Genomic DNA, 21,389 nt, shown 5'->3' on the forward strand with positions numbered 1-21,389 from the left:
CGCCGCAAAAAACCGACGTGGAGCTGTCGGTCCGAGAGACTTGACGAAAATTGAAGCTATGGCTGAAAGGACAGCATCAGCCAGTATTTAGTAGTGTCCGCCTGGTATTTATCCGCCTGATAAAAAGCAACTTTGCCCAGAATTTGCCATTGTGAGTTCAGTTCGTAAGCCAGACTGGCGTCGACTTCATTGCCATAATGGATATCGGCGTAATCACTGTTGAAGTGGTGCCACGACAAGGTTGCCTTTGCTTTCAGTACCGGAAACGCTAATTGTACAGCCTGTTCACGCAATCCATTTGTCGGAGTGGTTAAGAACATGTCCGCAAAGCCATTAAAGGCATGTAAAGTGGCAAATGGTGTCTGGAATGCCACTTTACCGTCCGAGCCTAAACGCTCGACAATCCCTTTGACTGTGACTTGGCTGATGGGATAACTCAGTTCTATCCGATGATAACCGACATTGTAATTGGCGGGTGCTTGATGAGCATCCTGTTGATTTGCAAGCGCCAGTTGCCATTTAAATCCTTGTGCGGCGCCTTTGTAATCAAAGCCGCGCGTGCTGCTGGAGCGAGCGACCAGACTGTCAAAATCGAAGTCATACACGTAGCCTTGCAGCACATGTTCTGGTTTTACTGTCCAATTGGCCTGCGCCAAATTAAACCGCCCGTGCAGATCTGCATTGGGACCATCCGGACCAAACACCCGATTGGCATTGTGTAAACTGGCAAGGTCGAGTTGCACCGTACTGCCGAAGCTCTGTACTAGTCTGATCCCATCAAAGGTCTGTTCATTCTGCCGCCAACCAACACTGCCAATAAAACGCTGGTCGCCGAAGTTCAGGCGCTGCCGGCCAAGCGTAATCTGACTGGAATCTCCTGCTTTAAACAGTAGCGCCGCCTGATTTAAATCCAAGCCGTCCGGATCTGCGATAGTGGCGTATCTGCTGGAACCATTCACTGTATTGTTGTATGTCTCGCCACCAATCACGGCCACATGGTCTGCTTCAATCAACGCGCTGATACTTTGATTGGAAGCCAATGTCCATTTACCAGTATTGACTGTGAGTCGGCTGCGCAATGTTGACGCTAACGCATCTTCAAGTGGTCCATCAGGTTGCACTTGTTCGATGCGATAACGGAAATTCCATTTCAAGCTAGAGTCTTGCCATATTTGATTGATGCCATCAGCAAAAGCTGCTTCAGACAGGGCCAGGCTGGCCAGCAATAACGCGCGTTTCATCGTAGTTTTCCTCTTGCGGTTCGCTGCGCGTATTGTAGGCGTGTTAGACGATGAAGATGATAAAAATACCAATATAAACAGTCGGATAACCACAAATAGGTAATCTTGGCGTTTCATGGTTGTAGTTACTGAATTACCTGCAAATGTGCTAATGCCGCTATCAGGTCAGATTGAGTAACAACACCACAGAGCTTAAAGTTTTCGGTCACAATTGGAACTTGATGTAATCCATTGTTGGCTAGTAATGGCACGAGCGTTGATATCGCATCATCTGGGGCAGCAACGATCAATCGGGTACTCATTTTGTCTGCTACCGTATGGCCGGCAGAGTGTTGGCTACCCGACCATTTCAGGCGAAGATGAAGCCACAGGCTGTGCAGATGTTGGCGGGTTCCAGTGAGTTCTTTAATCGCAAGGTCCTTTAAAAAATCAGGGACAGAGATCACACCTACCAAACGATAATCGACATCGACCACCGGCAACATGCTGATTTTATGCTGACGAAGCAGAGACCATGCTTCTTGCAATGACGTTTCTGGTGAGACGGTCACTAAATCCTTCGCCATAATGTCGTTACAGTGAAGCGTCGTAGTTTGTCGGTTCATCGCTTGTTGCTGAGCGAGGCTGAATAAGCGGACCAAATCGGACTCACTAATATCCAGCACGGATGAGAACTCCTGAATCGCTGCTTGAATATCTTCTTTCTGTAACTGGCTCCGAGCCAAGGGAGGTAGATCTCTGGTTTCGGGTGTGCCCGGACCTGGAGTGACTTTGTTGATTTTTAACAAATAGCGTTGTAAGAACAAACTAACGGTCAGCATCACGATTAAATTCAGGGCAACCGGATAGAGCAGAAAATCCATCCCCGGTGCTGGTCCATTGGTTGTTGCGATCACCGGAACCAGTGCTGTAGCACCTCCAGGTGGATGCATAGCTTCAAAGAGATACATCATTAAAACTACTAAAGAAACGGTTAGGGCTGCCATTAGTGCAAAATGAGTCACCAGATGGCTGATCAACAATCCGATAGCGGCTGAAAGCAAATGACCCCAAAAGAAAACCGCTGGTTTTGCCAGAGGACTGCCGGGCAAACCAAACAATAAAACAGCAGAAGCGCCCATCGATGCGAGTAGAAGAGAATGTTCGGTACCACGCAGAGAATACTCGCTGATTTGTGCAACAAGCCACAGGGCAATAAAAGCTGCAGAGATTACTTTAAAGCGTTGCGTAAATGGAATCGCTGACAGGCGCTGACCGTTGCGGTTTTTTAAGGCAAATACATGTTTGAACCAGCGGGTGCATCGAATGAACATGGGGATCAGACCTTATTTTTTCGACAGCCAACGTTCTTTGGTGGTGTGTTTGAATAAAACTGACGCATAGAACTGATACGTGGACAGCCCGTTGCAGCAACGGGCTGTCGCAGGACCTGGTCAGCTATTGCATCAATGGTGATGCATTCACATTAAAATCAAAGCCATCAATCTGTGATGTAGTGATCAGCTGCGTGATGTACTGACTGACCGCTTTACGCCGGACTTTTTCATTCAGATAGTCCGCAATGCGTTGAGAGACTGCCTGGTAGGGCAGCGATTTTCCATCAACCCGGTTGAGTACCTCAATCACGTGCAAGCCATATCGACTCTCAAGAGGATAAGGCAATAATCCGGGGATTAATCGAAATAATGGGCGTTCCAGTTCAGGCACGGTTTGTCCTTTTGATATTTGACCGAGCAAACCACCACTGTCCTTGGTTGAGCAGGCCGAGAACTGACTGGCTAAATCAGCAAAGGATGCTCCGTTGTCAATTTGCTCAATCAGTACCTCAGCTTGTTTCTGGGCGTTACTGCGGCCCATATGGTCATCTGGTGCGCATGCCAATAAAATGTGACGGACTTCGAGTAACGGAGAGCTGATAAACTTGTCCGGATTTTGCTGGTAATAAAGCTCGCAGTCGGCGGAAGTTGCGGTTGGAACAACCACTTCCAAATCGATCACCTGTTGGATCAGCTGATCCTGTGCAGCCTGGCGTAATTGGTTGTCTTCAGCGTTTTGCATCGCATTAACTTGCTGACCTAAGCCCAGTTCGTCTGCACGCTGGCAGAGCAATTTCTCAATGATCAAACTTTGGGCGGCGGCGACCATGGCTGCGCGTTTATCGCTGGCTGGGTGGTATTGCATTTCAGCAAAGATATCCGCCTCGGAGATTTGCTGCTGATTGACTTCGATCATTTTAAAACTCCCAAAGGCCAGCACTCTGCTGGCCTTCTGTTTATTTCATGTATTAACGGATAAAACGCTGACGAACAATCTGATGTGGCCGACCAATATATTGCAGCGGCACGCTCAACATATGCACCAGACGGCTGAACGGAAATACCACAAAAAGCGTCATGCCAAGCACAATATGCGCTTTGAAAATCCAGTGTACGCCCTGCATTGCCGCAACGGCTTCTGCACTATCAAAGGTCACAGTATTTTGGGCCCATGCCATCAGTTTTAACATCTCGCTACCGTCCATATGACCAGCGGAGACAAAAATCGAGCTTAAACCCAGTAACAGTTGTGCCAGTAACAACCACAGCAGCGCGATATCCATCGGGTTGCTGCTGGCTCTTACACGCGGATTGGTCAGCCGGCGTTTGAGCAGGATCACTAAACCGTACAGGCAAATCAGGCCGAAAAAACCACCAACGCCCATGGCGATCATTTGTTTAAATGACGCACTGATGCCGAGCAAGTGCCAGACTTCTGGTGGTGTCAGCAGGCCGACTGCATGGCCGCCCAAAATGGCAATGATGCCAATATGGAATGGAATACTGCCGCGACGTAAGTCCTTTTTCTCCAGCAGCTGGCTGGAGCTGGTCTTCCAGGTGTATTGCTCGCGGTCGTAGCGTATCCAGCTGCCAATTAACATCACGGCAAAGGCGATGTAGGGGTAAATGCCAAAGGCAAAATGGTCAAAGTAACTCATGATAAGACTCCTGAAGTGGTGGACACGTCCTGACCGGGTGCCATACCGCTAAAAAATTGCACCGGCACCATTTGGTCGCGGCGCTGGCCTTCGCCCGGACGGTTTTGGCTGCTTGGGCAACTGTTCTCGCCTTGCTGTGACATAAAGCTGACCATTTCCTCTTCCCAGACTTTGTCCAGCGCTTTGGGCGTGTCATCTCTTTGCTCACTGCTGATTTGTTTGGTCAGATCTGCAAGGTCGATTTCAGCCTCTGATAGCTCCAGCAATGTATGCAGCAAAATTTGATAATCCGAATCGCGCTGCGCCAGCCGGGCTGCCAACAAGCCGAGAATGGGAGCAACTTCCTGCAGACCGTAGCGCGCGTTGTCATCACCTTGCGTCGACAAAAACTCTAAGTACAGCGGCAGATAATCCGGTAATTCTTTTTGTGAAATATCGAGTCCAGCTTCGCGATACTGCGCTTGCAGGTTTACCATGGCCTGACCACGGTCCCGTGACTCACCATGTAAATGTTCAAACAGCAATAAACTTAAACTGCGGCCACGCTCGAACTGGCTGTCATACTCGGCCTGCCAGTCCATTAATTCTTTGTCCAGTCGGTTTTTGATAAAAGCCAATAGTGCATTCTTGGCGGCGTCGGACAACACCGACGCCTCCACTATTTGTTCAAGCTCGTTTTGACTGTCATGCAACAGCTCAGTCGGGTAGTCGAGTAATAACGAAATCACCTGAAGTATTTGCATGATATTAATCCTTAATCTCTACTGGAATGACCTGACGGACGCCTTTAGTTTTTGCGCCAAACAGATTCACGCCGTTGTTGCCATCGCCACAACCGTTACCAAAGCTAAAGCCACATGAACTCTTGAGGTCATAAGCATTTTCTGCATAAGCACGATGACTGGTTGGAATAACAAATCGGTCTTCGTAGTTGGCTAAAGCCATGTAGCGATACATTTCTTCAACCTGAATCGCACTCAGACCAACCTGTTTCAGCACTGCGAGATCTTCGACGCCGTCGACCTGTTGTGCCCGTTTAAACGCCCGCATTGCAATCATGCGCTCTAAGGCCCGCACCACAGGCTTTTCATCACCGGCTGTTAATAAATTCGCCAAATATTTCAATGGAATACGTAGCGATTTTAAATCCGGGATTTCACCGTTCATGCCGACATGGCCAGCTTGAACTGCGCTTTGGATTGGAGACAATGGCGGTACATACCAAACCATCGGCAGTGTGCGGTACTCCGGGTGTAACGGCAGTGCGACTTTCCACTCCATCGCCATCATGTACACCGGGCTTTGCTGCGCGGCTTTAATCCAGTTATCACTGATGCCTTCGGCGCGGGCGGCGGCGATGACTTTCGGGTCATTTGGATCTAAGAAGATATCCAGCTGTGCCTGATACAGATCCTGCTCGTTAGCGACGCTGGCGGCTGCGGCGATTTTATCTGCGTCATACAGCAATACGCCTAGATAGCGGATGCGGCCAACGCAGGTTTCCGAACAGACAGTCGGCTGACCGGCTTCAATCCGCGGGAAGCAGAAAGTACATTTTTCTGATTTACCGGTTTTCCAGTTGTAATAGATTTTTTTGTACGGGCAGGCTGAGACACACATACGCCAACCGCGGCATTTGTCCTGATCAATCAATACAATGCCGTCTTCTTCGCGTTTGTAGACGGCACCGCTTGGACATGCCGCAACACAAGCTGGGTTCAGACAGTGCTCACAGAGCCGTGGCAGATACATCATGAAAGTTTTTTCAAACTGGCCGTAGATGTCTTTTTGCACCACGTCATTGAAGTTCTGGTCTTTCTTGCGTTTCTCGAATTCGGTGCCGAGAATTTCTTCCCAGTTTGGCCCCCATTCGATTTTTTCCATGCGCTGGCCGCTAATCAGTGAACGCGGGCGTGCGACAGGCTGGTGCTTGCTATCTGGTGCGTTATGCAGATATTGGTAATCAAAATCAAACGGCTCGTAGTAGTCGTCGATTTCCGGTAGGTCCGGGTTGGCGAAAATATTCGCCAGCACCCGACGTTTGCCGCCAATTTTTAATTCCAGCTCGCCGCTGCCATTTTTGGTCCAGCCGCCGTGCCATTTTTGCTGGTTTTCCCATTCTTTCGGAAATCCAATGCCTGGTTTGGTTTCGACGTTATTGAACCAGGCATATTCCACGCCTTCCCGTGAGGTCCAGACGTTTTTACATGTGATAGAGCAGGTGTGGCAACCGATACATTTGTCGAGGTTTAACACCATGCCGATTTGGGCTCTGACTTTCATAAATTCTTACTCCAACCTTATTTGGTGTCTAACCAGTCGACATTGCTCATCTTGCGCACGATGACAAACTCGTCGCGGTTACAGCCGACAGTGCCGTAATAGTTAAAGCCATAGGCTTGCTGAGCATAACCACCGATCATGTGAGTCGGCTTCATCACAGCGCGGGTCACTGAGTTGTGGATACCGCCGCGGGTACCTGTTGTCTCTGCACCAGGTACGTTTACAATCCGCTCCTGTGCGTGATACATCATGCTCATGCCTTCCGGTACGCGTTGCGAAACGACCGCCCTTGCTGCGATGGCACCATTGACGTTGAAGATCTCAATCCAGTCGTTATCTTCGATACCTGCCGCTTGTGCATCTAACTCACTCAGCCAGACAATCGGGCCACCGCGCGACAAGGTCAGCATCAGCAAGTTGTCAGAGTAAGTACTGTGGATCCCCCACTTCTGGTGCGGTGTGATCCAGTTCAGCACGATCTCTTTATTGCCATTGGGCTTCTTATGCAGCACCGGTGCCACGGTTTTTAAGTTGATGGGCGGCTTGTAAGCACATTGCTGTTCACCAAAATCTCGCATCCATTCGTGGTCCTGATAAAACTGCTGGCGGCCGGTGATGGTGCGCCATGGGATCAGCTCATGCACGTTGGTGTAGCCGGCGTTATAAGAGACATGCTCGTCTTCCAAGCCTGACCAGGTTGGTGAGGAGATGATCTTACGTGGTTGTGCCACGATGTCGCGCCAGCGGATTTTTTCATCTTCTTTGTTCAGCGCCAGATGGCGGTGGTCACGGCCGGTAATTTTCGATAAAGCCGCCCAGGCTTTCACCGCAACCTGACCATTGGTTTCCGGCGCCAGACTTAAAATCACTTCACAGGCATCAATCGCAGTTTCAATTCGTGCTAGGCCTTTATTGGCGCCTTCAGCGGTATGGGTGCGGTTCAGCTCTTTGAGGAAATGCACCTCGTTTTTGGTATCCCAGCTGATGCCTTTACCGCCGTTGCCAGCTTTATCCAGCAAAGGCCCAAGCGAGGTAAACCGCTGATAGGTATTAGGATAATCGCGCTCAACCACATTCAGGTGTGGCATGGTGATGCCAGGAATGGCCTCACATTCACCTTTCCACCAGGCTTTGACGCCATACGGCTGGGCGAGCTCTGCCGGGGTGTCATGGTGCATTGGCGTGGTGACCAGATCGGTTTCAACCCCCAAGTGGCCCGGGCATAACCGCGAGAATTCTTTGGCGATGCCTTTAAATATTTCCCAGTCGCTGCGCGCTTCCCATACCGGGTCAATCGCAGCTGATAACGGATGAATAAACGGATGCATATCCGAGGTATTCATATCGTCTTTTTCATACCAGGTCGCTGTTGGCAGCACGATGTCGGAATACAGACAAGTAGTCGACATGCGGAAATCCAGTGTCACCCACAAATCAACTTTGCCTTCGGCTGGTGCGTCGGTCCATTGCACGTCTTCTGGTTTTTTGCCGCCAAAACCGCCTAAGTCTTTGCCGAGCAACCCATGTTTGGTGCCAAGCAGGTGACGTAGCATATATTCATGGCCTTTGCCGCTGGAACCCAGCAGGTTTGAGCGCCAGATAAACATATTGCGCGGAAAGTTCTGTGGATTTTCTGGTTCCAGACAGGCGAACTTAATGTCACCAGATTTGAGCTGATGCAGCACATAATCTTTTAAATCCAGGCCAGCCGCTTTGGCTTTGGCCGCCAGATGCAGTGGGTTGGTGCCCAGCTGCGGTGCAGAAGGCAACCAGCCCATGCGTTCGGCGCGGCTGTTAAAATCGATAATGGAGCCGGTCCATTTTTCCTTATTGGCCAGCGGTGATACCACCTCAGCCATATCGAGTTTTTCATAGCGCCATTGGCTGGCGTGATTATAGAAAAATGAGGTGCCGTTCATGTGACGTGGTGGTTTCTGCCAGTCTGTGGCAAATGCCAGCGGCGCCCAGCCAGTTTGTGGCCGCAGTTTTTCCTGACCAACATAGTGTGCCCAGCCACCACCACTTTGACCGATACAACCACACATCATCAGCATATTGATGAGACCGCGGTAGTTCATGTCCATGTGGTACCAGTGATTGAGCGCAGCACCGACGATGACCATAGAACGGCCACGAGTTTTGTCGGCATTGCGGGCAAACTCGCGAGCCACCCGAATTACAGCTTCTGGCTCGACGCCGGTAATAGCTTGTTGCCAGGCCGGAGTGTATGGCACGTTGTCGTTATATGAAGCGGCGCGATGTGGATCGGCAAGACCAAAAGCTGCGCCGTTATCGACGCCATAATGCGCCAGCGTCAGGTCATATACTGTGGCTACTAAGGCTTCAGTACCATCTTTCAGTTGGACTTTACGCACCGGAATGCGACGGATCTGTACTTCGTCATGTTCGGTATGTTGGAAGTATTTGTATTCATGTGGCGCACCACCAAAATACGGGAAGGCCACTTCAGCAATAGCGTCGTGCGCGTCAATTAACGACAGTTTCAGTTCAACGTCGCCGTCTTTGTCTTTTTGCTCCAGGTTCCATTTACCGACCTGATCGGTGTTTTGGCCCCAGCGGTAACCAATGGCGCCGTTTGGACTGGTCAGGCTGCCGTCTTGTTTGACACCAATCGTTTTCCAGTCTGGATTATTGGCTTCACCTAGGTTATCGATCAGATCTGCTGCGCGCAGGAAACGGCCCTGAGCCAGCTTACCGTCTTGTTCTTCCAATAAAACCAGCATCGGCATATCGGTATAGCGACGCACGTAATCAGTGAAATAACTACTTGGGCTGTCGACATGGAATTCTTTTAAAATGACATGACCAAAAGCCATGGCCAGGGCCGCATCAGTGCCTTGTTTTGGCGCGAGCCAGGTGTCACCGAATTTGGAAGCTTCGGAATAATCCGATGTGATCACACAGGTTTTGGTGCCTTTATAACGCACCTCAGATAAGAAGTGTGCGTCTGGTGTCCGTGTTTGTGGCACGTTGGAACCCCAGACAATAATGTAATTGGAGTTGTACCAGTCGGCCGATTCAGGTACGTCAGTTTGCTCGCCCCAAACTTGTGGTGACGATGGAGGTAAGTCGCAGTACCAGTCGTAGAAACTTAAGCAGTTGCCGCCAATCAGCGACAAATAACGCGCGCCAGCGGCGTAAGACACCATCGACATCGCCGGAATCGGCGAGAAGCCGGTGACACGGTCTGGGCCATATTGTTTGGTTGTGTAAATATTGGCTGCTGCGATGAGTTCATTGACTTCATCCCAGCTGGCACGGATAAAACCACCTAAACCGCGGCGTTCTTTATAGCTTTTGGCTTTGACCGGATCAGAAACAATCGACTCCCAGGCCTTGACCGGGTCCTGATGTACCGCTTTGGCTTCGCGCCACAGTTTCATCAGATGCTGACGAACTTTCGGGTATTTCAGTCGGTTCGCACTATAGATGTACCATGAGTAGCTGGCGCCGCGAGGACAGCCGCGCGGTTCGTGATTCGGCAGATCCGGACGAGTGCGTGGGTAGTCAGTTTGTTGGGTTTCCCAGGTCACCAGACCATCTTTGACATATATCTTCCAGCTGCATGAACCTGTACAGTTAACGCCATGAGTGGAGCGGACAATCTTGTCATGTTGCCAGCGTTGGCGGTAACCCTGTTCCCAGGTTCTGTCCTGATTGGTGGTAACGCCGTGCCCGTCGGCGAATGGCGTGCTGCGCGTTTTAAAAAAACGCAGTTTGTCGAGCAAGTGACTCATTGTATTACTCCTGCTTGCCGACCCGGTTGATATTGGTATGCCGGATCATTTGCTGAACTTGCCAGTAGTTTGGAATGCGCAAGCAGAATCATGATTGATTTGGCGCAAGCAATCCACGGAGTCAAAAAAGGTACAATAGGTTGAAAGTACCACTAAGTGGGTAGTTTCGTATTTTTCTATCTATCTGAATTAATTAGTGAATATATAAAATATAAATCGGTCGGGCTGGTGGTGGTTTGAGGTCTGGCGCAAAAGGAGTAGCCCCTGAAATTGGTCATAGAAAGAGGTAGAATCCGGTTATCAACCCGAGGAGCCGGCATGTCAAAAATCAAACCTCTATTGAAGCATCAGTCTTCAATTGTCAGTCGCATTGGCATCGCTCTTGGCATCATCGTCACTTTAGCGCTAGGGACCATGATTATTTCCTACTGGCTGTCCGAACGGGCCGACAGTGATGCGTTAGCGATCAACGTCGCCGGGTCACTGCGGATGCAGACTTTCAAAGTGGTGATGTTAAGTGAACAGCCATCGAGTACAGATTTTCTGGCTGCGCGGGAAAAGCTGATACAGAGCTGGCAGCACCCGGTATTCAGCCACATGAAAACGGCCAATCCACAGCTGAATTTGCAGTTCGTCCAAGCGAGGCAAAATTGGCTGCAACTGGACCAGCAGCTGAAGCAACTGTCGGCATCAGAGCGCTTTCTTCGTGCGCAGCGTCAGGTGAATGATATCGAAGTATTGGTCAGCACCATTCAGCAGGATGCTGAGCATAAGGTCCGCTTATTACGCATCGTGCAAATCTTCGCGCTTTTTACCACAGTGTTTCTCGCCGCTGTGGTCCTGCATTGGTTACGCAATAGGGTTGAGCAACCATTAAGTGAATTAACCCGCGCTGCGCATCGGATCGGCCAAGGTGATTTTACTTGTCGTGTCGAGCCACAGGAAAAGGATGAACTGGGAGTTTTGGCCCAAACGCTGAATAAAATGTCAGACGCTATTGCGTCTATGTATGGCACCTTGCAAAAACGGGTGGACGCTCAAACTCAGGCGTTGCAAATTTCTAATACGAAACTGCAGTTTTTATACGATATGGTGCGGGACCTGACTATTGAAACTGTGGACCGCAATAGACTGGACACCATAGTGCAGCAATTACAGCAGGTTGTATCGGTGGCAGACATTGAGTTGTGCCTACTGACCGAGCAGGGCAGCCGGCCTTATTTACAAATCTTGCCTGATAACAGTCATGAAGAATGCGGACGTTCTAGCTGTGGTGATTGTACTTCGGCCAGTGATAGTGGTCAGATGGATAATAGTGGCTGGGTGTATCGATTTCAGGTTCAGCGCGAGACTCAGCATCATGGCGTGTTAGTTGTCCGTACTCACAGTACAGAATCCTTAAGTGATTGGCAGCTGCAGTTATTCCGCAGTGTTGCAGGTCATATCGCGATAGCGCTGAGTTTAAAGCAAGAACAAGAGCAGAGCCGCCGGTTAGTTTTAATGCAAGAGCGTACGGTCATTGCCCGTGAACTGCATGATTCTTTAGCTCAGGCGTTGTCGTATCTGAAAATTCAGGTGACAAGGCTGAATAAAGCTATTGAAAAACAACGCCCCGAGCTTCTGCAGGAAATCACTGATGAACTAAAGCAGGGGCTTGATAGTGCCTATCGTCAGCTGCGTGAGTTATTAACCACATTCAGACTAAAAGTAGATGGCGGCGGTGTCGAGGCTGCGCTGCAGCAGGCCGTGACCGTGTTAGCTGAGCAGTCGGGAATGCGGTTTCGCATCGACTACCAGTTAGCGAATATTCCACTGTCACCACAAGAAGAAATCCACTTGCTGCAAATAGTGCGGGAGGCCAGTCAGAATGCTGTACACCATAGTAAGGGATCCGAAGTATTGGTTGGACTCAAACAACATCCGGACAAATGGATAGAGCTTTGTGTTGAGGACAACGGCATTGGTATTCCGGATAAAGCGGAAAAGCTCAATCATTATGGTCTTGCCATCATGCAGGAACGCAGCCGGCAACTGCACGGGGAACTGCGGGTAGAGCGACGTACTGAAGGCGGCACCGGCGTCTATTTCAGGTTTTATCCTGAGTACCTCGCGCAGAAAGTTCCAGCCTAGAACTACAAGAACTACCTCTTAAGGTGAATTGGCACAAAGAGCGCCGGGCTTCATGATGTAGCGACTCATCATGAAGTCTCGGTGGATAAGTGTCTACGCGTGATAAACAAGTTTCATCCCTGTGTCCGGGTAGTATTGAGAAATCAATAACATTATCCTGCGGTCTATGTTCACAGGGAGACCAAATACCTTTGAGCCTTGCTGAATTAAACGCCCAAGCTCGGCTGCTCAACACCCAGCAACAATTGCTTGATGGCATTCTGAAACTCAATCAGCACCTGCTGTTTTTTCAGGAGCTAATAGCACAGGAAATAGCGGATAGGCATGCCGCTATAAACGCTCAGTCTACCCGACCTCCTGCATCAGATAATGCAAATGAGCGCCGATAATGAAGCCGGATCGCATGACTGCAATGCGCGAGATTATTGAGCAGGTAAAAGCTGAATTTCCGTTGTATGAGCCGAGCACCTTTATTTGTGGTGCTAATACTGATTGTGCCGGCTGCCCTAAAAAGCTACTCGAAATGGTGGATAGCGAGATCTGTTATTGGGAGTGTGCGATGAAACGTGGTGTAAGCCCGAAATTTGACGAGATCCGCCGATTCGGAAAAATGTGTCTGAGCGTCCGGCGCGCGTTGTTGCGCAATAATTTGCTTCGCGAACGAGTTTAAGTGCTTGGATATCGGCTTACTTACAGTGTTGCCTGCTTAAACAATCATGCGCCCCAAGTGAAATATAGGTGATCAATGTGGCAGCTATTTGCACTTTCTAGGTAGTTAAATCAAGGTCTAATCCGAAAGTGGTAGTTGTTTGCCTTTTTCCGAGCATCTCCTATGTTGTTTCTATCAGGGAAAAATAGAAGGCCTATCATGACGATGGAAATCCGCAATCTTACAGTCAAAGCAAAACTAATCTTGTTACTCACTCTGCCTGTTCTGGCTCTGCTTGGGTTGGCACTCAATCGTATTTTGATGGATGTGGGAAACTACACTATCGCACTGCAGGTTGAAACGACCGTCAGCCATTCCGTGAAAGTAAGCCAATTGATCGGCACCTTACAGGCTGAACGAGGCGCAAGTGGTGTCGTTCTGGCAAGTAAGGGATCACGCTTCAAAGAGCGGTTATCCGGACTGCGCAACAAAACAGACGACGCTCTTGGCTTAGTAAGACCAATCGGTATCAAAGAATTTTCAGCCATTCAAGTTGAAGTAAATGAGCTCAGGACAAAAATAGACGGGCTTTCAGTGGCGAGTGCTGAATCTGCTACCCGTTACACCAAATTGATCGCAGATCTTATCGCTAATGATCATCAAGCTGAGCTTCAGCTTGAGCACTTAGGGTTAAGTAGAAGCCTGGCCACGCTGAATAAACTCATTGAAACAAAAGAAAGAGCCGGACGGGAGCGCGCAATTTTAGGCATAGTGTTCAGCCAGAGCCGTTTTACCGAGCTAACGCTGACTACTTTTGCCAACAATCTGGGGGCTTATCGTGCCTATGCTGAAAGCATGTCTGGCATGCTCACAGCAGCACAGAAAAAACGCTGGGATGACATGCAGTTACTCCCGGAGTTTCGCCAAGTCGCCGATATTCATCAGCAAGCTTTTGCCAAAGCAACCGCGACAGAATTTTCAATTGATGATGCAGCTTGGTTTGACCTGGCTACTGCACGAATTGCCAAACTCACAGAGTTCGAGAAAGTGTTGTCTGATGAGCTTTCTGCAGAGGCTGCTGAGTTAAAGCGAACTGCGCTCAATCAACTGATGTTTTTGGCCGTGTTATTGAGCTTGCTCGGTATTGTCACTGTGATTGTCATTCGCAAAATGATTCACTCCATGACCGATGCTGTTACTACGATAGAACAAACGCTGGTGGCTGTTGCATCAGGTGATTTAACCATGGATCCCCACCAAATCACTGCAGGTGCCGGCGATGATGAGTTTGGGAATATAGCCCGGGCCACAGCATCTTTAGTTACACAGTTGCAAAAAGTGATTGGTGGACTGAGTAGTGCATCTGCCCAATTAGCCGCAGCTGCCGAAGAGTCGTCAGTCGTGACAGCGCAGACCTTTAAAGGGATCCAACGTCAACAACAGGATACGGAACTCGCAGCGACCGCTATGCATGAGATGAGCACGACGGTTCGTGATGTTGCTTTGACAACGACAGAAGCTGCAGAGCTTTCAGAGCTTGTGCAGAAAAATGCAGTGCAGGGTCAGCAGCAATTACTACAAACAATCGCTTTGATTGGCGAGTTATCTCAGGAAGTCAGTGCCACAGCCCGGGTTATTGAGCTTCTTAAAGGCAAAAGTACAGAAATTACAGCTGTCTTGGATGTTATCAATAGTATTGCGGAACAAACCAATTTACTCGCGTTGAATGCTGCAATCGAAGCGGCCCGGGCGGGCGAGCAGGGCAGAGGCTTTGCAGTGGTAGCCGATGAAGTGAGAGCGCTTGCTAGTCGCACTGCCGCATCCACGAAAGATATCCAACAGATGATCTCAGCCTTTCAAAGTGGCTCCCAAGAAGCTGCTGATGCCATTACAAAAAGCCAAATTAAAGCGAGCGAGGGAAATAACCGCATCGAAACTGTCGGTCAGACATTAGCGGCGGTATTGATGAACATCCAGGCCATCAGCGACAAAAATACGCAAATCGCTTCAGCTGCTGAGCAACAGGCTGTTGTTGCCGAGGATATCAACCAGAAAATCATAAGCATCAACACCGTTGCGGAAGACACCAGCGAAGCGGCTCAGCAAAATGCAGAGAACAGTGAGCAATTGGCCGAACTGGCAGAACAAATGAATGCTACTGTCGCAAAATTCAGGCTAAACTAGCCAGACATTTTCATGATGCTACTAGCCCGGCCAGTTGTTAGAGCCGGGCACTTTTTATCCTTTCTGGATAATTGCATTTAGTCTACCACCTCCTTGTAACCGTTCCTTACCACGTGTTGCAAATTAATTGCACCACCACTTTCACGGAATGTTCCACTTCGTCGGATCGCGGCTTTGTGCCAATTGCGGAAATTCACTAAGATTCGATTACAACGGCGCTTGTCACTGAAACCGGACGTTTGCTAAGTAATTGCTCAGATGGGGCTCGAAATTTTCGAGATGTTTTGTATTGCCCACGGACTAAAAAATAAGCGCAATTCCTGCCTGCTTTGTGTTTAACGCCGCAAGGCGCTTGCCAATAAAGCCTTGATATGAATTTATTTTCAAGTTAGCGTTGCAGGATGTTAAAAACTCAAAAAGGCTAACCCTGCTTAAATGCGTGTTTTTTCCTTTTGATGAAATGGTTAGGATGAACGAAGGATAGCTATGATTCTATACAAGTATGTATCATATGACGCAGGAATGAAGATTATTCAGAATGGATCTATAGGTTTTACGCAGCCTTGCCATTTCAATGATCCTTTCGAAGTAGAAGCTGCATACCCTTCAACCGAAGGAACCAATTCTTTAGATATTATGCTAAATAGTATCCGAAACTGGGGAAAAAAAGGTATTTGGAAGGAAAATACGGGTATTCTTTCTTTAACAAGGCAACCACTCAATCCTCTCATGTGGGCGCATTACGGATGCGAACACAAAGGAATGGTTATTGGTATTGATTCTTCAATAACTGAATTTACTTGTGAAGAAACCAATTTAGTTCCTATTCAATATGGCAGTGTTATATATACAAACAAGAAACCAGATACTCCCTTCTTAAGTAAGTCTGCAGAGACGATTGAAGTGGGTGGCACGTTTCATTTTCCTTCAGGGCAGCTTGAACGTTTACAACGTATGTTCCTCTATAAGCCAGCATGTTGGGCCTATGAGGAAGAAGTACGAGTTGCAAAATGTATAAAAGGAATTGAAGACAATAATTCTATTATAAGCGGCAAGTTTACTAAAATTGATGTGGATGGTCGGCCTTTGTACCTACTGAACTTACCTAAGAACGTAATAAAAGAAGTATACATTGGAGCTCGCTCTCAGCTGTTAAATGATCCCAATAAGTCTCTGGGATTAATAAAAGAAATACGCAAATATCAACCACAGATAAATGTTTATGGTTGCGGCATTAGTCATAACTCATGGGAGCTCGATTACTTTGAGCTTGAGAACGCTGCAAATCATGCATTGCAGCGGACAAGCCGATGAAAGCGGTGTTAGGTCTCCCGAGGTCCTCGCCATGGATGAACTAGAAACCCAGATCAGGATGGTGGTTCAGATTGCTAGATGTATTCATCTAAAGCGCGTCTTGACCAATACAAATCCAGATCCACATGTCAATTTTTGGCGTCTAATGCATGGAACTCTGTTGGACTTGTCAGTTCTTGAATGGACGAAGATATTTGGCTCAAACGCTGAGCCAACTCACTGGAAAGGTATGATTTCAGATCATGCCAAGTTCAAAAATGAGTTGTTGAAGTGTGTTGGCTGCACTGAATCTGAGTGGTCGAATTACTGGGACGAAATGAAAGGCTATAGGGACGAGTATGTGGCTCATCATTCTGCAAGCCCCACTAAAAATCAGTATCCAACTTTGGAATGGGCGATGAAGTCTTGTTAATTTTACTATTCACATTTGATAGCCAGCACTAGAGCTGCTGGAGAGCGAAGATTTCCTAAAGACACCACATCAAAAATATAATGAGTTAAAAAAAGCGGCTTAAAATCCCTACAGAAAAACTTGCCCCTTACGTTACAGCCTCTATAAGCTAAAGCATTCGGGTCAACAAACAGCTATTTAAAACGTTGCCATGTTGCTAGCTTAAACTGAACTATGAAAATGATTTATCCCTCAGGAGTAAATGGTTTGAAAATGAAACATCCAAGGATTTTAAGTAACGTATTTCTGCTATTGTTTCTCGCTAGCTGTGGAGGTCAAGACGAATCGTCTAATAATAAGTCGAGTAGCGGGGGCAATTCGAACAGTCCACCACTTGCATCCAATGTGACTGTAAGTGGCGACAACTACGTCGGCGGTTTTTTACAAGTCAAATATACCTACAAAGATCCAGAGAACGATGCCGAAGGCTATTCAAAAATCCAATGGTATCGCGATGGGGTCGTCATCGATGGAGCCACTCGCGAACGCTATCAGATCAGCCCCAATGATTTGAACAAGAAAATTACCGTGACCGTCGTACCTGTCGCTACTACTGGCGCTAAATCAGGGGAGCGTGTGCTAAGTGCCAATTCGATGGCTGTTACAAACTATGATTTAGATTTCACGATAACGGCGTCTTGTTCTCATTTTATAAATGGGGTGTCTGTTTCGGGCCCCTATAAATTTGAAATCAGTCATTTAGATAACAAAGGCTCATTAAAAGAGCTTTTGTTGTCCCTTGATTCTGGATGGAGTTATAACCTTGTCAACAACGAAAACACACGGCCTGGCCAAGTAAATGGTTACAATGAGTTCTTAAAAAACAAGCTCAAAGGCAGTGATGGCTATTTATTATTAAAATGTGTTTATGCAAATTACCAAACCAGCATTGATGATGCCCATACCATACTGATCCCACTGCACTATGACCTATGGAAGGCTACGGAGCCTGCTGGCGTTATCAAAGATCCGGTCACAGGGGATTTTTCTAGACAGGCATATGTCAACAGCAAATATTATGACGTCAACCTGATATCTTCGATACATGGCGAAATCATCCTAGGGTTACTGAAAGCAGGCCGAACCTATAACGAAGCTAAAACTTACGCTTCCAAGATCATCGACAGCGCATATCCGGGTGCCATTTATAAAGATAACCTTAAAACTGATTTTATTAAGTATGAAAAAATACATGCTTCTTTCAGCGATTCATCTCTACAATTCGACTACTACAGAAGCATTAGCGCCGACATGAAATCTGTTTCCAATGGCAAAGCAGTTCCCTTTATAGAGGCTGTAGTTGCGGAGTCGGTTAGTTCATTCGAAAATGAAAATACTCGATGTAAAGTAGCATTTATTTGTGCTCGTTATTTGCCATGGAAGAACAAGCACCTTGTCCAAAATTATGATTTTTCTGACAATACCAAAGGATGGAACATCACCAAAAATTATCAAAATAATTCAACATTAAAGGCGGAGCACCTAATTGATAAAAACAGTGGCGTTTTATATTTAGAAATGAAAACGGACTACAAATCGTCCAACCACGTGAGCTTTGCCGAGATCAATCAGGAAGTCATCATCTCAAAGCAAAGCAAAGTCCAAAATCTTTTTTTAAATGTCAGTTATGAAAGCCTGACCGCAGGGTGCGGAGCTGCATTTGGGTGCTTCTCATCAGGCGCTGCAGGTTATTTCATGTGCTTACGCAAAGTGGCAACAGGCAGAAGATACTGCTTATTTTACGCCGCCTACACTGACTCAATCATTTTAGGTAACGTCGTAGGTAATCTGTTCAATCCTTTGTCTACCGACCGATACGCGTTAATTAAAATTGCACAACCAAGCAAGCAAATGTTATTACAAGTTGATAAAGCCTTCAGCGAGTATCACAAGGGGCTTGTTATCGAGTCCGGTGATCTCATTTTAGTTGGCGCTATAGCCACTGAGTTCCAAGGAAGTCAAAAGGAATGTACGGCATGTTTCTCTTCTATTGGCGCGAAACGTATTGATTTATTCGAAGTGAACTAAATCTAATTAACGAATGCTTTGTCATTCCGAAGTAAAAGCATTAAATCCAAAGCCCTGAGTAACAACAGGGCTTTTCTTTGAACTCAAACGCTAACAGGTACAGAATTCAATTAAGCATAAGCGAACGCAAAGTCGATTTAATTAAGTAATTGATTATAAATAAATTTGTTCAATTTCTAGCAACTTAAAGCAATCTGAATTAATGGGTCTTTGCCTATTAATTGATCATGAAACCATGCTTTAGCATCATCTGTTGCGTGATGTATAGAAGATAAAACCGAGCTCAATTCTTCATTCGTTCCAAGTACATTTGAGAAAACTGCGTCCAAAGTTAGACTTTCCTCATAAATTTTTTTGCGAACCATGTCATAAAAATGAATGTCCGCTATGAATCTGTTTCGAACATTCGGTTTTTGCACAAATTTGCCGTGCTATCGTCTGCTTTTCGCTCTTAGCTAACCTTCGGGATATCCCTCCACTTCGTCGTGTACGCCGGTGATAACAGCTGGCGTTTCATTGCCCAGTCTTGTTGCAGGCCTTTAGCCGCAAAAAATACTTTGGCTTTACCGCTGTGATTGATTTCATCTAGGACTGTCATTAGTGCTGAGTTTGTTCGATAAGCGGGCTTTGCTTCATGGACGCAGCTACTGGCCGCATCAGTAAATAACTGCAACTGCTCAATCCCTTCTTTGTAGAAATCGGCCAGCATTGCGCCAGCTTTGGCATAGCGGTAGCCGTCTTTCCAGATTTTCTTTAAAAGCTCACCGGCCAAGTGCAGAAAATCGCGCGTGTCGTCAGTAGGGCTTATCAGGATGCCTGTTGCAGAGTTGCTGTAAAACGTGTCTTGGCCGTGATTGCTAAAAGGGCTGGTGCGGATAAATACCGTCAGCTGCTTGGCCTTGCTGTGTTGACTACGCAGTTTTTCTGAGGCGCGATGCACATATTCAGACACAGCCTGTTGCATCTGACTCAACTCAGTGATGCGCTCACTAAAAGCGCGGGAGCTGACAATTTCCTTTTTGTTGGCTGCCACATCCTCTAGTGCCAGACAGGATTCGCCATTGAGCTCTGCCACGGTGCGCTCAATTACCACCGAAAATTGCCGGCGTAACATTTTCGGCGAAGCATCTGCAAGCTGAAGTACAGTGTGGATACCTAACTCGTTCAGGCGTTTTGTGAGTTTGCCACCAACGCCCCAGACTTCGCTTACTGGCAATAATGCCATTAGTTTGCGCTGCCGTTCTTTACTGGTTAAATCGACTACGCCTGCGGTTTTCTGCCACTTCTTGGCGGCATGATTTGCCAGTTTCGCCAGGGTTTTACTAGGGGCTATGCCGACACACACCGTCATACCAATCCAATCTTGAATGGTCTGGCGGATATCTAAACCCAGCTCAGTGAGTGATACCGCATGGTCAACACCGGTTAAATCCAAGAAGGCTTCATCAATCGAATAGACTTCCACGGCAGGCGCCAACTGCTCCAGCGTCGACATCACCCGGGAAGAGATATCGGCATACAGCGCATAGTTAGACGAAAACACCACGATGCGGTGTTTTTCAATCAGCTCACGCACCTGAAAGTACGGCACTCCCATTTTAATCCCCAGCGCTTTTGCTTCGCGTGAGCGGGCAATCACACAGCCGTCGTTGTTCGAGAGAACAACAACCGGCGTACAGGCCAGGTCCGGCCGGAACAGCTTTTCACAGGAGGCATAAAAGTTATTGCAATCAACCAGCGCAAAGGTTCTGTTCATCGCTACAGGTTTTTATGCGAGCGACTCATCTGCCGGATGACGTTGGTCACCACCCCAAAGATTTGCAGCTCATTGTCGTTGGCAAAACAAATGGGTTGAAAGGCATTATTGCGCGGCACCAACATCAGTTTTGGTCTCAAGCACAGTTCTTTGACGGTAAACTCGCCGTCCACCTGCGCCACGACGATATCGCCATGGACTGATTTCACTGAGCGGTCCACCACCAGAATATCGTTATGGAAAATACCAGCCTCAATCATGGATTCGCCTTCAACCCGAACAAAGAAAGTCGCGGCCGGGCGCTTAATACACAGTTCGTTTAAATCCAGCGTTTGCTCAACGTAGTCCTGCGCCGGCGACGGAAAACCTGCCGAAACTTTACTGACAAAAAGTGGCAATTTCAGAGTGCTGCGAATAGCAGACTCGCCAAGAAAAGAAACGGACATAATCACCAATAACTGTATCTATATACAGTTATGATCGCACATACACCTGCCTTGTCAACTTCAGCAGTAGCTTTTGCGAAAATTCGATGGTGCAGGCTTTAGCAGATCAATCTACTTGCTTCAGGTGTTGCTGATTGGATAACGTACCCAGCCATAGATCCAGGTCTTCTTTTAC

General features: G+C 47.7%; 15 protein-coding genes. 6 read left to right on the forward strand and 9 right to left on the reverse strand.

Annotated features, from left to right (window positions below):
* Positions 1-56 precede the first annotated feature (56 nt).
* The 7 genes from ACQ66Q_RS18095 to ACQ66Q_RS18125 all read right to left on the reverse strand — a co-directional run bounded on the left by ACQ66Q_RS18095 (position 57) and on the right by ACQ66Q_RS18125 (position 10,256).
* Positions 57-1,241 (reverse strand): alginate export family protein, encoded by a 1,185-nt coding sequence (locus ACQ66Q_RS18095; RefSeq protein WP_377240170.1) that lies wholly within the window; start codon positions 1,239-1,241, stop codon positions 57-59.
* A gap of 125 nt (positions 1,242-1,366) precedes the next feature.
* A complete protein-coding gene (locus ACQ66Q_RS18100; RefSeq protein ID WP_430458057.1) occupies positions 1,367-2,554 on the reverse strand; it encodes an HPP family protein in 1,188 nt (395 codons plus the stop codon).
* 124 nt (positions 2,555-2,678) lie between these two features.
* Positions 2,679-3,473, reverse strand: a complete 795-nt coding sequence (locus ACQ66Q_RS18105; RefSeq protein ID WP_377240174.1) for a peptidylprolyl isomerase — start codon at positions 3,471-3,473, stop codon at positions 2,679-2,681.
* 52 nt (positions 3,474-3,525) lie between these two features.
* Positions 3,526-4,215 carry a respiratory nitrate reductase subunit gamma gene (narI, locus tag ACQ66Q_RS18110; RefSeq protein WP_430458058.1) on the reverse strand — a complete coding sequence of 230 codons (690 nt, stop codon included), beginning with the start codon at positions 4,213-4,215 and terminating at the stop codon, positions 3,526-3,528.
* Entirely contained in the window at positions 4,212-4,958 is a 747-nt protein-coding gene (narJ, locus tag ACQ66Q_RS18115) for a nitrate reductase molybdenum cofactor assembly chaperone (protein WP_430458059.1), read from the reverse strand. The genes narI and narJ overlap by 4 nt, the downstream gene beginning before the upstream one ends.
* A 4-nt stretch (positions 4,959-4,962) precedes the next feature.
* The gene (narH, locus tag ACQ66Q_RS18120) at positions 4,963-6,498 is read right to left on the reverse strand and encodes a nitrate reductase subunit beta (protein WP_430458060.1); all 1,536 of its coding nucleotides are present in this window, start codon (positions 6,496-6,498) and stop codon (positions 4,963-4,965) included.
* Between the two features lie 17 nt (positions 6,499-6,515).
* Positions 6,516-10,256: a nitrate reductase subunit alpha gene (locus tag ACQ66Q_RS18125; protein WP_377240183.1), complete on the reverse strand. Its 3,741-nt coding sequence runs from the start codon at positions 10,254-10,256 to the stop codon at positions 6,516-6,518.
* Between the two features lie 318 nt (positions 10,257-10,574).
* Between ACQ66Q_RS18125 and ACQ66Q_RS18130 the strand changes: the two genes are divergently transcribed.
* From ACQ66Q_RS18130 to ACQ66Q_RS18155, 6 genes are all read left to right on the forward strand, one after another.
* Entirely contained in the window at positions 10,575-12,386 is a 1,812-nt protein-coding gene (locus ACQ66Q_RS18130; RefSeq protein ID WP_377240185.1) for an ATP-binding protein, read from the forward strand.
* 388 nt (positions 12,387-12,774) lie between these two features.
* The gene (locus ACQ66Q_RS18135; RefSeq protein ID WP_377240187.1) at positions 12,775-13,056 is read left to right on the forward strand and encodes a hypothetical protein; all 282 of its coding nucleotides are present in this window, start codon (positions 12,775-12,777) and stop codon (positions 13,054-13,056) included.
* A gap of 198 nt (positions 13,057-13,254) precedes the next feature.
* The gene (locus tag ACQ66Q_RS18140) at positions 13,255-15,219 is read left to right on the forward strand and encodes a methyl-accepting chemotaxis protein (protein WP_430458061.1); all 1,965 of its coding nucleotides are present in this window, start codon (positions 13,255-13,257) and stop codon (positions 15,217-15,219) included.
* A 486-nt stretch (positions 15,220-15,705) separates the two neighbouring features.
* Complete coding sequence (locus tag ACQ66Q_RS18145) at positions 15,706-16,533, forward strand: DUF2971 domain-containing protein (RefSeq protein WP_430458062.1); 828 nt, start codon at positions 15,706-15,708, stop codon at positions 16,531-16,533.
* 31 nt (positions 16,534-16,564) lie between these two features.
* Positions 16,565-16,945 (forward strand): hypothetical protein, encoded by a 381-nt coding sequence (locus ACQ66Q_RS18150; RefSeq protein ID WP_430458063.1) that lies wholly within the window; start codon positions 16,565-16,567, stop codon positions 16,943-16,945.
* A gap of 246 nt (positions 16,946-17,191) precedes the next feature.
* Positions 17,192-19,012 (forward strand): hypothetical protein, encoded by a 1,821-nt coding sequence (locus tag ACQ66Q_RS18155; protein WP_430458064.1) that lies wholly within the window; start codon positions 17,192-17,194, stop codon positions 19,010-19,012.
* A 451-nt stretch (positions 19,013-19,463) separates the two neighbouring features.
* Here the strand turns inward: ACQ66Q_RS18155 and umuC are convergent, their stop codons facing one another.
* Together umuC and umuD are read right to left on the reverse strand one after the other, a co-directional pair.
* Positions 19,464-20,768 carry a translesion error-prone DNA polymerase V subunit UmuC gene (gene umuC, locus ACQ66Q_RS18160; RefSeq protein ID WP_430458065.1) on the reverse strand — a complete coding sequence of 435 codons (1,305 nt, stop codon included), beginning with the start codon at positions 20,766-20,768 and terminating at the stop codon, positions 19,464-19,466.
* Between the two features lie 2 nt (positions 20,769-20,770).
* Positions 20,771-21,214, reverse strand: coding sequence for a translesion error-prone DNA polymerase V autoproteolytic subunit (gene umuD, locus ACQ66Q_RS18165; protein ID WP_430458066.1), 444 nt, complete (start codon positions 21,212-21,214; stop codon positions 20,771-20,773).
* Positions 21,215-21,389: the final 175 nt, after the last annotated feature.

Origin of the sequence: Rheinheimera sp., assembly GCF_965283995.1 — a bacterium.
In the GTDB taxonomy this organism is placed as follows: Bacteria; Pseudomonadota; Gammaproteobacteria; order Enterobacterales; family Alteromonadaceae; genus Pararheinheimera.